The organism is Rhodococcus marinonascens NBRC 14363 (assembly GCF_001894885.1).
In the GTDB taxonomy this organism is placed as follows: Bacteria; Actinomycetota; Actinomycetes; order Mycobacteriales; family Mycobacteriaceae; genus Rhodococcus_F; species Rhodococcus_F marinonascens.
Genome location: NZ_BCXB01000011.1, coordinates 54,730 through 68,240, shown reverse-complemented (window position 1 = coordinate 68,240; position 13,511 = coordinate 54,730). Strand labels below are relative to the sequence as shown.

Sequence of the window (13,511 nt, the reverse complement as noted above, 5' to 3'; positions counted from 1 at the left end):
ATCCGGCGCACTAGTGTGGGGGAGACATCGAATGATGGAGCCCACACCGACCACCGCGCCCAGATTGTGAGTGGTGGGATGGTGAGTGGTGCGGGAGCAGAGATGTACAACCAGAATCATGCGAGGAGCAGATTGTGACTGTCCGGGTAGGCGTAAACGGTTTCGGCCGCATTGGGCGTAACTTCTTCAGAGCGGTGGATGCGCAGAAGGCGCTCGGAACCACCGATATCGAGATTGTGGCGGTCAACGACCTCACGGACAACGCTTCGTTGGCGCATCTCCTGAAGTACGACTCGATCCTGGGTCGCCTGCCGCACGACGTTTCCCTCGAGGGCGAAGACACCATCGTCGTCGGAGACCGAAAGATCAAGGCTCTCGCCATCAAGGAAGGCCCAGCCGCAATTCCGTGGGGTGACCTGGGCGTCGACGTCGTCGTCGAGTCCACCGGCATCTTCACCGATGCCATCAAAGCGAAGGGGCACCTCGCCGCCGGCGCCAAGAAGGTCATCATCTCCGCCCCGGCCAAGGGTGAAGACATCACCATCGTGATGGGCGTCAACGACGACAAGTACGACGGCAGCCAGAACATCATCTCGAATGCCTCATGCACCACCAACTGCCTCGGCCCGATCGCCAAGGTGCTCGACGACGAATTCGGCATCGTCAAGGGGCTCATGACGACAATCCACGCTTACACCCAGGACCAGAACCTGCAGGACGGACCGCACAGCGACCTGCGCCGCGCCCGCGCTGCCGCCCTCAATGTTGTGCCCACCGGCACCGGTGCGGCCAAGGCCATCGGCCTGGTCCTTCCGCAACTGCTCGGCAAGCTGGATGGTTATGCGCTGCGCGTGCCGATCCCGACGGGCTCGGTCACCGACCTCACGGCGAACCTGCGCAAGACGGCGTCCGTCGAGGACATCAACGCCGCGATGAAAGCCGCCGCAGAGGGCCCGCTCGCGGGCATCCTGAAGTACACCGACGCTCCCATCGTGTCCTCGGATATCGTCACGGACCCGCACTCCTCCATCTTCGACTCTGGCCTCACCAAGGTCATCGACGATCAGGCCAAGATCGTGTCCTGGTACGACAACGAGTGGGGCTACTCCAACCGCCTGGCAGACCTCATCGGTCTCGTCGCCAAGTCTCTCTGAGTGAAGGTCCGGTAACTGTGGCAGTTCAGACTCTCGAAGATCTGCTGAACGCTGGGGTGGAGGGGCGTGCCGTGCTGGTTCGCTGTGACCTCAACGTTCCGCTCGACGGTGACGAAATCACCGACCCCGGTCGCATCATCGCATCCGCTCCGACGCTGAAGGCGTTGGCGCAGGCGGGCGCCAAGGTCATCGTGACCGCTCACCTGGGTCGCCCCAAGGGTGCGCCCGACCCGAAATTCTCCCTCGCTCCGGTGGCGGCGAAACTCTCCGAGGTGCTGGGACGCAACGTCCAACTCTCCGGCGACGTTGTCGGGCAGGACGCCTTGGCGCGTTCGGAGGGATTGACCGACGGCGATGTGCTCCTGTTGGAGAACATCCGTTTCGATCCCCGCGAGACCAGCAAGGACGAGGCTGAGCGCGTCAAGCTCGCCGAGGCCCTGGTCGAACTCGTCGGCGACGACGGCGCGTTCGTGTCCGACGGTTTCGGTGTCCTGCACCGTGAGCAGGCATCCGTCTACGACGTGGCGAAGCTTCTTCCGCACTACGCGGGAACGCTCGTCGCGGCCGAGGTCGGGGTGCTAGGCAAGCTGGGTGGGGCAGCCGGCGTCGGGCCCGAAAGGCCGTACGCCGTGGTGCTGGGCGGCTCCAAAGTGTCGGACAAGCTCGCCGTGATCGAGGCGCTGGCTCCCAAGGTCGACACCCTGGTCATCGGTGGCGGCATGTTCTACACATTCCTGGCGGCGCAAGGTGTCTCGGTTGGCGACTCGCTGTGCGAGGAGTCGATGATCGAGACGTGCAACGGGCTGCTCGAGCGGTACGGCGATGTGATCCACATCCCGCAGGACGTGGTCATCGCCGATTCGTTCGCTGCCGATGCCGAGTCGAAAACGGTGTCGGTGCTCGACATTCCCGACGGCTGGATGGGCCTCGACATCGGACCGCAGTCGGTGCATCGGTTCGCCGCGATCCTGGCGGGCGCCAAGACAGTGTTCTGGAACGGACCGATGGGTGTGTTCGAGTTCGAGAAGTTCTCGGCGGGCACGAAGGGTGTCGCCGAGGCGATCATCGAAGCCACCGGCAAGGGCGCGTTCAGTGTCGTCGGCGGTGGTGACTCGGCAGCGGCGGTGCGCCTGCTCGGTCTGCCAGAGGACGGCTTCTCGCACATCTCCACCGGTGGCGGCGCATCGCTCGAATACCTAGAGGGTAAACAACTTCCCGGCATCTCGGTTCTGGAGGGCTGAACATTGACATCTCCCGTCGCTTCGCTCCATCGGAAGGCACGGAAGCCGCTGATCGCCGGTAACTGGAAGATGAATCTGAACCACCTCGAGGCCATCGCGCTGGTTCAGAAGATCGCCTTCTCGCTCCCGGTGAAATACTTCGATCGGGTCGATGTGACGGTCATCCCGCCGTTCACGGACATCCGCAGCGTGCAAGCCCTGATCGACGGAGACAAACTCCTGCTCACCTACGGTGCGCAGGATGTGTCGGCCCAGGATTCGGGTGCGTTCACCGGTGAGATCAGCGGTTCCATGCTGGCCAAGCTGGGATGCACGTTCGTCGTCGTCGGCCACTCCGAGCGCCGAACCTTGCATGGTGAGGACAACGCCACCGTGCTGGCGAAGACCAAGGCCGCGTTGAAGAACGGGCTGACCCCGATCGTCTGCATCGGCGAAGGTCTGGACATCCGCGAGGCCGGCGAGCACGTGTCCTACAACGTCGAGCAGTTGCGGGGCTCACTCGCCGGATTGTCGGCGGAGGAGGTCGCCAAGGTTGTCATCGCATACGAGCCGGTGTGGGCCATCGGAACCGGCCGCGTCGCCAGTGCCGCCGATGCGCAGGAGGTGTGCGCGGCGGTTCGGTCCGCGATCGGCGAATTGGCGTCCCCGGTCGTCGCATCCGCGGTTCGCGTGCTTTACGGCGGCAGTGTCAGCGCCAAGAACGTCGGCGAGATCGTCGGACAGGCCGATGTGGACGGCGCCCTCGTGGGAGGCGCTTCGTTGAAGGCGGACGAGTTCGCCACGTTGTCCGCCATTGCGGCAGGCGGACCACTGCTCTGAGGCGCCTACGGCGCCTGTAAGGTGTACGAGGTTGTAATTGTTTCTACTGGACGGGTGGATGTAGACAGACATGGAACTGTTCCTGGATATCTTGCTGGTGATCACCAGCTTGCTGCTGATCGTGCTGGTGCTGCTGCACCGCGCCAAGGGCGGCGGTCTGTCCAGCCTGTTCGGCGGCGGCGTCCAGTCGAGCCTGTCCGGTTCCACGGTGGTCGAGAAGAACCTGGACCGGCTCACCGTCTTCACCGCCCTGATCTGGTTGATCGCGATCGTCGGTATCGGCCTGGAGATCAAGTTCGGCTGATCGCCTTCATTCTGCGGGCCGGCGATTCCCGGCCGATACTGGATGAATGATCGAAACCCCGCGTGAGGCCACCGAACCGCTCCGCGAAGACATTCGGCTCCTGGGCGGCATCCTCGGCCAGATAGTGCGGGAGCAGGCCGGTGACAAAGTCTTCGACCTTGTGGAGAAAGCCCGGGTCGAATCGTTCCGGGTTCGCCGGTCCGAGATCGACCGCACAGATCTGGCAGAAATGTTCGCGCAGGTCTCCTCCGGCGATGCCATCCCCGTGATCCGGGCGTTCAGCCACTTCGCCCTTCTCGCGAACCTTGCCGAAGACATCCATCGCGAGCGTCGGCGCGCCATTCACGTGGCTGCGGGAGAGCCCGCCTCCGACAGCACCCTGGCCGCTACATACGGCAAGCTCGATTCCGCGCACCTCGACAGCGCAGTGGTCGCGGATGCGCTAGACGGGGCGCTGGTGTCGCCGGTCATCACTGCGCACCCCACGGAGACCCGTCGCCGCACCGTGTTCGACACGCAGACCCGGATCACCGAACTGATGCGCTACCGGGAGCGCACCGCGCTGACGGAGCCCGAGGTCGCCGCGGTCGACATCCGGTTGCGCCGTCAGATCCTCACGCTGTGGCAGACCGCCCTGATCCGATTGTCCCGGCTGCGGATCCAGGACGAGATCGAGGTCGGGTTGCGTTACTACGACTTGGCATTGTTCGACGTCGTCCCCAAGATCAACGCCGAACTCCGCCGTGCCTTGCGTGCGCGGTGGCCGGATGCGGACCTCTGCCGCGAGCCGATCCTGCGTCCCGGGTCCTGGATCGGCGGGGACCGGGACGGCAATCCCTATGTCACCAACGAGGTCGTGCGTCAGGCCACCACTCGCGCCGCTGCCACGGCCGTCGAGCATCATCTCGGGGAACTCGAGGGCCTCGAACGTGAACTGTCGATGTCGGCCAGACTCGTCACTATCACCCCCGGACTGGACCTCTTGGCCGCAGCCTCCCTTGATGATTCACCGTTCCGGATCGATGAGCCGTACCGCCGGGCCGTGCGGGGGATCAGGGGTCGTCTTACGGCGACTGCGCAGCACATTCTTGGTGTCATACCGGAAAACGGACTTGCCATCGGTCTCGCCCCCTACCGCACCCCGCGCGAGATGCTCGACGAACTCGACGTCGTGGACGATTCCCTGCGGCGCAGCGGTGACGGCACGATCGCCGATGACGGGCTGACCCGGCTGCGTGACTCGGTGGAGGTGTTCGGGTTTCATCTTTCCGGCCTCGACATGCGGCAGAACTCGGAAGTGCACGAGGCGGTGGTCTCGGAGCTACTGGCATGGGCAGGGGTGCACGCCGACTACCTGTCGCTGTCCGAAGACGAGAGGGTCGAACTGTTGTCGGCGCAGTTGTCCACACGTCGCCCCTTGACCAGTGCGAAAGCTCGATTCAGCGAGTTGACGACGAAGGAGTTGGCAATCCTCGCGGCCGGAGCGACAGCGGTTCGGACACTGGGCGACGGGGCGGTGCCGAACTACATCATCAGCATGTGCACGTCCGTCAGTGACATGCTCGAGGCTGCCGTCTTGCTGAAGGAGGCGGGTCTGCTCGAAATCGGATCGGACGCGGCGCCGATCTGCCCGGTGGGGATCGTGCCGCTGTTCGAGACGATCGAGGACCTTCAGCAGGGGGCGGCCACTCTCGAAGCGACCCTCGCGGTGCCGTTCTACCGGGCACTCGTGGCGTCGCGCGGCGACTCCCAGGAAGTGATGCTCGGATATTCCGATTCCAACAAGGACGGGGGATACCTCGCCGCCAACTGGGCGTTGTACCGGGCTGAGCTAGACCTGGTGGAAGCGGCCCGGAAGACGGGAATTCGGCTGCGACTGTTTCACGGTCGCGGAGGAACCGTCGGCCGAGGTGGTGGCCCCAGCTACGAGGCGATTCTGGCGCAACCGCCCGGCGCGGTGGCGGGCTCGCTGCGAATCACCGAACAGGGCGAGGTGATCGCCGCCAAGTACGCGGAACCCCGTCTCGCGCAACGTAACTTGGAGACGTTGCTGGCGGCGACCCTCGAGGCAACACTGCTCGACGTCGAGGGTCTCGGTGACGATGCCGAACCGGCTTACCAGATCCTCGACGAACTAGCCGCGCTGGCCCGCCGCGCCTACAGCGAATTGGTACACGACACAACGGGATTCGTGCAGTATTTCGAGATGTCGACGCCGGTCGCCGAGATCGGATCATTGAACATCGGCAGCAGGCCGGCGTCCCGCAAGCAGACGACATCGATCTCGGATCTGCGGGCGATTCCGTGGGTGCTCTCCTGGAGTCAGTCCCGTGTGATGTTGCCCGGCTGGTACGGCACCGGTGCGGCGTTCGAGGAATGGGCCGCCGGCGACCCCGCCAGGATGGCCTCCCTGTCACGGCTGTATGAGACGTGGCCGTTCTTCAGGACAGTGCTGTCCAACCTGGCGATGGTGATGTCCAAATCCGACATGGGTCTCGCCGCCCGGTACGCGGAGTTGGTGCCGGACGAAGAACTGCGACAGCGGGTGTTCGGCAAGATCAGCGAAGAGCATGAGCGCACGGTCCGGATGTACAAGGCCGTCACTGGAAACGACACACTGTTCGCCGACAATCCGGGTCTCGAAAGGTCCCTCCACAACCGGTTCCCGTACCTCGAGCCCCTCAATCACCTGCAGGTGGAACTGTTGCGCCGGTACAGGGGTGGGGACGACAGCGATCAGACCCGCCGCGGCATCCAGTTGACGATGAACGGACTCGCCACCGCGCTGCGCAACAGTGGGTAGCGGCCCTGTGGAGTTCCCTGTACAGCGGTCGCACTCCGTTTCCCGGGCGTCTGGTCATCAAGGCTGAATCGGCCGAAGGAGTCAACCTCGTTCTGGGAGAGTGTCTCTATGGACGACAACGCCACCGCAGGCAGCAGGAAGGCAGGCAACAAAGCACGCCGGCGGAAGCGGCGCGCCGACCGCGCGCTCTGCCCGCCTGCAGTGGCGAATAAGTTGGGGCTGCGGGTCGCTGACTTGGCCGCGGCCAAGTCAGCGAACGGTTTCGCAGAACCTTTGGTCGACAATCGCGCCAAGCGCTGGCTCGACGGTACCGAGCCGATGCCGCAGTGGTCATCTGGACTGCTCTCAGGCAAGGCGGTGCGGAGCGCCGAAAACCAATCCAGGAACGAGACCCGCCGCGTCGAGGAGGAGCACCGGGAACTGCTGCAGACCGAAAGAGTCCAGCGCAACCTCGAGTCCGGCAAGACGCACTTCCGGGGTGCCGACCCGGACCTCGTCGCGGACATCGCTTTCGAAGCCGCGAAGGATCTGGCCCGCGGCGCCACCGCGGACGATCTATCCATCGAGGAAACTACCGCGCTGCGGGCTGTCGGCGTGAATCCGCGCAAGCATTCGACCTGGCAGATGCACGCGGGTAAGTGCGAGGGTCGCGGCGACTCCTGTATCGAGGGTGCGGCCCTACACGCCGCCGAGATCTTCGAGCAGCAGGATGCGCTCCGCCAGGCGCGACGGGAGTTCGTTGCCGTGTCCGAGGCGATGATTGCCGACGGCACGGTGAGGGTCGGCGACATCGTGCAGCTCGGCAGTCCCGCATATCGGGTCGGCACGATCGTCTCGACCACCCGGTCGCGGGTGAAGGTGCGGATTGTCGGCTTCAAACAGGACAGCTATGAGGTGATCGAGAAGTCGATGTATCCCCAGTGGGTCCGGGCCGTGCCGGAGGTCCGCACACCAGAGGTGGGCGAGCAGGTGCGGTTCCAGGATTGGGGCAGACATCACCGCCAGGGCACGGTCACCGAGGTTGACGGCTCCCTCTTCAGCGCAGGCTATGTCCTGGCGTCCAAAGCCCCGCGCTCGGCGTGGTTCGACGGCTCGAGACTGTTGCCGCAGGAGTAACCGTCCACGTCACCAGTGCGTCACCCGCGACGGCAGACGGTTTCCTCCAAGTGTGGGACAGTTGTGGTGTCTGGTGCTGGTGTGACAATTTGGTGGTTTTGGGGTTGGAACCTCGATTCGGTTGTTAATCTCCCCTGGGCTGCTGTGTTGATCCGATAGTCGGTTGGCCCACTGCCAGGTTGATCCGCTTCGTTCTTCTGAGTCAGGAGAGAAATGTGAATCACCACAGGAGTTTCCGCGGCTTCCCTACGATTCGGGGACGCGCCCGGCGTCTGATGTTCGGGTTGGCAGCTGTTTCGGCGATGGTGCTGGGTATGGCCGGCTTGGGGGCGGGGGCCGCAGCAGCGGACACCGTCATCGACACCATCGATGTCGGGATCCGGCCGCTCGGGGTGGCAGTCACCCCGGACGGGTCCCGCGCCTACGTCAGCAACTTCTCGGGAAATTCGGCGTCGGTGATCGATACCTCCACAAACACGGAGCTTACCGCCATTCCGCTCGGGGTCGGGGCCTTGCCGGTCGGGGTGGCGGTCACCCCGGACGGCTCCCACGTCTACGTTGCGAAGGCTGGTGACGCCGAGGTGGATGTGATCGACACCGGTACGAACGTGGTTGACGCCACCGTCACGGTGGAGAACGGCCCGTCCGGTGTGGCGGCGAGCCCGGACGGGTCCTACATCTACGTCGCCAACAGTGGTCACGACTCGGTGTCGGTGATCGACACCGGTACGAACATGGTGGACGCTACCGTCACGGTCGGAGATGCCCCGAACGAACTGGCGGTCACCCCGGACGGGTCCCGCGTCTACGTCGCCAACAATAGTGTCGGCACGGTGTCGGTGATCGACACCGGTACGAACACCGTCGACGACACCGTCACGGTCGGGAACCTCCCCCGGGGTGTGGTTGTCACCCCGGACGGCGGCCGTGTCTACGTCGCCAACCTTAGTGATGGCACGGTGGATGTGATCGAGACCGCCGGCAACACCGTCATCGACACCATCACGGTCGGGGACAGCCCGTCCGGGGTGGCGGTGACCCCGGATGGCTCCCGCGTCTATGTCAGCAACGGTGTTGACAACACGGTGTCGGTGATCGACACAGCCGACAACGCCGTCATCGATACTGTCGCAGTGGGGGGCGGACCGTCCGGCGTCGCGGTGACCCCGGACGGGGCCCGTGTCTACGTCACCAACCGTTTGGACGACACGGTGTCGGTGATCGCGGTCGAGAGGTGCCTCGGATCGTTCTGTATCGACTTCGGCTCGTTGACCGGCAGCGGTTCGGGGGCGGGTAGCACGTTCAGCTGACGCTCGCACCGCAGTGCTCGAGTGACGCCGTCACCCCCGACCGTGGGGTGGCGGCGTCACTCGTTCCGACGGCTCATTCTCGATGCCGGGAACGAACGTGTCGATCCCCCAAAAAGCGCGAACTTTCTTGCAAGCGATGGGAACCGAACCCTTCGCCCCCGCGTCATACCAACTACGGGGTCAAAACAAGTACTGGGTCACACCGGTAGAGAGCCACAGCGTTTCCGGCGAACTTTGAGGGAGGGGCGAAATGAGTCATTGCGCGGGCAGTCCGGGTTACTGGCGAGAGGGCATCGGGGCAAGGGGGAGGGCTGGCGTCAGCGTACGGCGTGCCGGTCGGGTCACCACCAGTTGCCATGTGACGCGATCCCCGCGGGAACGGGACTCGCATATCTCCGCTGTGCCACCCACGGAGGAGGATGAGGATCCCCGCCGATGAGGGCGTCAGTTCGGCAGTTGCGACGCGGCCGCCGGGTCGAGTAGCCACCGGGTGACCGTGCGGCCTCGTGCGCCGGAGGCCGGGATATCGACCGGGGAGGCGCCTGCGATCGCGGCGGCCACTGCCTCCGCCTTGGCCTCCCCGGAGACGACGAGCCACACTTCATCGGCGTGCCGGATGGCGGGCAGGGTCAGGGTGACCCGCACCGGCGGTGGTTTGGGGGAGTCGGTCACGGCGACAACGAACCGGTGCTCCTCGCGGACGGCTTCGGTGTCGGGGAACAGCGAGTTGACATGTCCCTCACCACCCATGCCGAGCAGATGAATATCGAAGACCGGAGCCTGCTTGTCGTCTGCATGGGCCCTCAACTCCTGGGCGTACCCGTCCGCCGCCGCCGCGGCGTCGGCAAACTCGCCGTCGGAGGCCGCCATCGGATGCACCCGTGCCGGGTCGACGTCGACGTGATCGAGCAGGGCCGCGCGGGCCTGTACCTCGTTGCGTTCCGGATCGCCGGCCGGCAGGTACCGCTCGTCACCCCACCAGATGTCGAGCGCACGCCAGTGGATCGCCCCGGGGTTCTCGCGGACCTTCTTGAGAAGACCAATGCCGGTGCCGCCGCCCGTGAGGACGACGGACGCCGAGCCGCGCTTCTTCTGTGCCGCGACGACGGTCTCGACGAACCGTTTCGCAGCCGCGTCGACCAGTGCACCGGTGTCGGGATGTACCTCGAGGTCGATGTCACTCATAAGTCACCTTCGTCAGGCCGGCCAGCGCCGCCTCGTAGATTTCGTCCGGATCCAGTCGTCGCAGCTCCTCGGCCAGGCAATCGCGCGTCTCCCTGCGGCCGAGCGCGACGAGCGCGTCCGGGTGTCCCGTGCGACGCAACGTGCCCGTGGTCTCGGTTTGGGGTCGACTGATGGTCAACGTCTCCCCGCCGGTGAAGTTCAACTGCACGTACAGCAACCCGGCGTGGCGGACGACGGGGACGTCGAGACGACTCGCCAACCAGCCGGCGATCATATCGACCGCCGGTTCCTCGGCGAGTCCGGACACGACGGCCGACTCGATAGGTAGATGGGGCGGCTGTTCGAGCGCCGATGTGAGAAGCGCTCGCCAGTAGGTGACGCGGCTCCACGCCAAATCGGTGTCGCCGGCGGTGTATGTCGCCAGCCTGCCCTTGATCTCGGCCGTAGGGTTCTCGCGATCGGTGGCATCGGTGATACGGCGGATGGCCAGTTTGCCGACCGGGTGCTGCGCGGGGATCGGAGGCGCGTCCTCCGGCCACCACGCGACCACCGGCGTATCCGGGAGCAGGAACGGTATCACCACGCTGCTCTCGTGCTCGGCGAGCTCGCCGTAGAGGCGCAGGACTACGACTTCGGAGGCCCCTGCGTCGCCGCCCACCCGTATCTGGGCGTCCAGGCGCGCCGAGGCCTCCCGCGGACCCCGCGCGATCACTATTACGCGACACGGATGCTCACGGCTCGCCTCGTTGGCGGCGTCGATGACGTGTTCTGTGTTCTCACCGTCGCGGGTGCACACGACCAGGGTGAGAACGCGTCCCAGCGTTACTACACCGCCGGTCTTACGGACATCGATCAACTTCTTGTTGACCGCTCCGGTAGTCGTCGAAGGAATGTCGATGATCATCTACGGCCTTCTCCATTCGCGACCGGTGCGGCGCATCATTTCGTCTGCAGAAGGCGGACCCCAGGTTCCCGCCTCGTACGGTTCGGGCGCGCTGCCCGCGGCCCAGAAGTCGAGCACCGGGTCGAGAATCTCCCACGACAGCTCCACCTCGGCGTTGACGGGGAACAGCGAGGGCTCCCCGAGCAGCATGTCGAGGATCAGCCGTTCGTACGCCTCGGGTGAGGACTCGGTGAACGCCTGCCCGTAACTGAAGTCCATGTTGACGTCGCGTACTTCCATGCTCGACCCGGGCACCTTGGAGCCGAAGCGCATGGTTACGCCCTCGTCCGGCTGCACCCGAATCACCAGCGCGTTCTGCCCCAACTCATCCGTCATCGTCTGGTCGAACGGAAGGTGCGGTGCGCGCTTGAAGACCACCGCGATCTCGGTGACTCGGCGTCCCAGGCGCTTTCCGGTGCGCAAGTAGAACGGCACGCCTGCCCAACGACGCGTGTCCACCTCGAGGGTGATCGCGGCGAATGTTTCGGTGGTCGAGTCGGCCGCGAAGCCGTCCTCCTCCAACAGGCCCACGACGTGTTGTGCACCCTGCCAGCCGCCCGCGTACTGGCCGCGGGCGGTGGTTTCGTCGAGGGGTTCCGCAAGTCGCGTCGCCGAAAGGACCTTTATCTTCTCAGCCTGAAGCTCGGACGGTTCGAACGAGATCGGCTCCTCCATTGCGGTGAAGGCGAGTAGCTGCAGAAGGTGGTTCTGGATGACGTCGCGGGCAGCACCGATGCCGTCGTAGTACCCGGCTCGACCACCGAGGCCGATGTCTTCCGCCATGGTGATCTGGATGTGGTCGACGTAGTGCGCGTTCCATATGGGGTCGAACAACTGGTTCGCGAACCGTAACGCCAGGATGTTCTGGACCGTCTCCTTGCCGAGATAGTGGTCGATCCGGAATACCGTGTCCTCGGGGAACACCTCGTTCACGACCGTGTTGAGCTGCCGTGCGCTGTCGAGGTCATGCCCGAACGGCTTCTCGATGACGACGCGCCGCCACTGACCGTCCGGCGCCTGCGCGAGGCCCGCCTCCGACAGCTGCTTGAGGACCACGGGGAACGCGGCCGGCGGAATCGCCAGATAGAATCCGTGATTTCCGCCGGTGCCGCGCTCGCGGTCGAGCTCTGCCAGTGTGGATGAAAGCTTGTCGAAGGCATCGGGATCGTCGAAGGTGCCCTGGACGAACCGCAGGCCCTTCGAGAGGTGGGCCCACACCTCCTCCCGGAACGGGGTACGGGAGTGCTGGCGAACGGCGTCGTGAACCACCTGGCCGAAGTCCTCGGCGGCCCAGTCCCTGCGGGCAAACCCGACAAGAGCGAACCCCGGCGGCAGCAGTCCGCGATTGGCCAGGTCGTAGATCGCGGGCATCAACTTCTTCCGGGCGAGGTCCCCGGTGACCCCGAAGATCACCAGGGCACACGGTCCCGCGATGCGCGGCACACGCTTGTCCCTACCGTCACGGAGTGGATTGACCCATTCGTCCGACGCCACGGGTTCGCTCACGTGTCAGCTCTTCTGCCCCGCCACGCGCAGTTGCTCTGCGGTGGCGTCCAGCAGTTCGTTCCATGACGTCTCGAACTTCTCTACGCCCTCGTCCTCGAGGACTCGGAACACGTCGGTGAGGTCGATGCCAGTGGCGGTGAGTTCATCGAAGACCTTCTGGGAGGCGACGGCGGCGCCGGAAATGGTGTCGCCGTGGACCTCTCCGTGGTCGGCGACGGCGTCCATCGTCTTCTCCGGCATCGTGTTGACCGTGTTCGGTGCAACGAGTTCGGTGACGTACATCGTATCGGGGTAATCAGGGTTCTTGACGCCGGTCGAGGCCCAGAGCGGACGCTGCGGGCGGGCACCGTTGTCGCGGAGCCCTTGGAAACGTGGCTGCACCTCGAACACGCGCTGGTACGCGGCGTACGCCAGGCGGGCGTTCGCCAGTCCGGCCTTGCCGCGCAAGCCGAGAGCCGCAGGGGTGCCGATCGCGGTGAGCCTGTTGTCGATCTCGGTGTCCACCCGGGAGACGAAGAACGATGCCACTGAGTGGATGTGGGAGAGGTCGTGACCTGCGGACCGGGCGGCTTCGAGGCCGTCGAGGTAGGCGCCCATGACCAGTTCGTACCGCTCGACGGAGAAGATCAGGGTCACGTTGACGCTGATGCCCTCGCCGATGACCTTGGCGATGGCCGGGATACCGGCCTCGGTGGCCGGGATCTTGATGAACAGGTTCGGGCGGTCGACGATCTTCCACAGCTCGATGGCCTGCGCGACGGTCTTGTCCGTGTCGTGGGCCAGGCGTGGGTCGACCTCGATCGACACCCGGCCATCGACGCCGTGGCTGGACTCGTGCTGGGGTGCGAGTACATCGCAGGCGGCCCGGACGTCGTCGGTGGTCACCGTGCGGACGGTGGCAGAAGCATCCGCACCGCGCTCGGCGAGTTCGTTGACCTGCGCGTCGTAGACGTGGCCCTTGCTCAGCGCGGACTGAAAGATCGACGGGTTGGTGGTGACACCGACGACGCTCCTGGTGGCGACGAGTTCGGCGAGGTTGCCAGACTCGATGCGGTCACGGGAGAGGTCGTCCAGCCACACCGAGACACCGGCTTCGGACAGCTTTTGGAGATTGGGGTTCTGCGTCATGA

General features: G+C 65.1%; 11 protein-coding genes. 7 read left to right on the top strand and 4 right to left on the bottom strand.

Annotation, left to right across the window (positions count from 1 at the left end; all coding sequences use genetic code 11):
- The first annotated feature begins 134 nt into the window (after nt 1–134).
- The 7 genes from gap to RM2_RS10105 all read left to right on the top strand — a co-directional run bounded on the left by gap (nt 135) and on the right by RM2_RS10105 (nt 8,747).
- Nucleotides 135–1,154: a type I glyceraldehyde-3-phosphate dehydrogenase gene (gap, locus tag RM2_RS10135; RefSeq protein WP_072688774.1), complete on the top strand. Its 1,020-nt coding sequence runs from the start codon at nt 135–137 to the stop codon at nt 1,152–1,154.
- A gap of 17 nt (nt 1,155–1,171) precedes the next feature.
- Nucleotides 1,172–2,395 (top strand): phosphoglycerate kinase, encoded by a 1,224-nt coding sequence (locus RM2_RS10130; protein ID WP_072688772.1) that lies wholly within the window; start codon nt 1,172–1,174, stop codon nt 2,393–2,395.
- Nucleotides 2,396–2,398: 3 nt separating this feature from the next.
- Entirely contained in the window at nt 2,399–3,214 is an 816-nt protein-coding gene (tpiA, locus tag RM2_RS10125; protein WP_281250407.1) for a triose-phosphate isomerase, read from the top strand.
- A 70-nt stretch (nt 3,215–3,284) separates the two neighbouring features.
- Nucleotides 3,285–3,518 (top strand): preprotein translocase subunit SecG, encoded by a 234-nt coding sequence (gene secG, locus RM2_RS10120; protein WP_072688770.1) that lies wholly within the window; start codon nt 3,285–3,287, stop codon nt 3,516–3,518.
- Nucleotides 3,519–3,564: 46 nt separating this feature from the next.
- On the top strand, nt 3,565–6,321 hold the full coding sequence (gene ppc / locus RM2_RS10115) for a phosphoenolpyruvate carboxylase (protein WP_072688768.1): 2,757 nt from the start codon (nt 3,565–3,567) through the stop codon (nt 6,319–6,321).
- A gap of 108 nt (nt 6,322–6,429) precedes the next feature.
- Entirely contained in the window at nt 6,430–7,437 is a 1,008-nt protein-coding gene (locus tag RM2_RS10110) for a peptidylprolyl isomerase (protein ID WP_072688766.1), read from the top strand.
- Between the two features lie 215 nt (nt 7,438–7,652).
- Nucleotides 7,653–8,747, top strand: a complete 1,095-nt coding sequence (locus RM2_RS10105; RefSeq protein WP_245813817.1) for a beta-propeller fold lactonase family protein — start codon at nt 7,653–7,655, stop codon at nt 8,745–8,747.
- Between the two features lie 444 nt (nt 8,748–9,191).
- Here RM2_RS10105 and pgl read toward each other — a convergent pair whose 3' ends face one another.
- From pgl to tal, 4 genes are read right to left on the bottom strand one after another with little or no spacing between them, the layout of a single operon-like run.
- A complete protein-coding gene (pgl, locus tag RM2_RS10100; RefSeq protein ID WP_072688763.1) occupies nt 9,192–9,932 on the bottom strand; it encodes a 6-phosphogluconolactonase in 741 nt (246 codons plus the stop codon).
- Nucleotides 9,925–10,836 carry a glucose-6-phosphate dehydrogenase assembly protein OpcA gene (gene opcA / locus RM2_RS10095; RefSeq protein WP_072688762.1) on the bottom strand — a complete coding sequence of 304 codons (912 nt, stop codon included), beginning with the start codon at nt 10,834–10,836 and terminating at the stop codon, nt 9,925–9,927. The genes pgl and opcA overlap by 8 nt, the downstream gene beginning before the upstream one ends.
- The gene (gene zwf / locus RM2_RS10090) at nt 10,837–12,381 is read right to left on the bottom strand and encodes a glucose-6-phosphate dehydrogenase (RefSeq protein ID WP_072688761.1); all 1,545 of its coding nucleotides are present in this window, start codon (nt 12,379–12,381) and stop codon (nt 10,837–10,839) included.
- Nucleotides 12,382–12,384: 3 nt separating this feature from the next.
- A complete protein-coding gene (gene tal / locus RM2_RS10085; RefSeq protein WP_072688760.1) occupies nt 12,385–13,509 on the bottom strand; it encodes a transaldolase in 1,125 nt (374 codons plus the stop codon).
- Nucleotides 13,510–13,511: the final 2 nt, after the last annotated feature.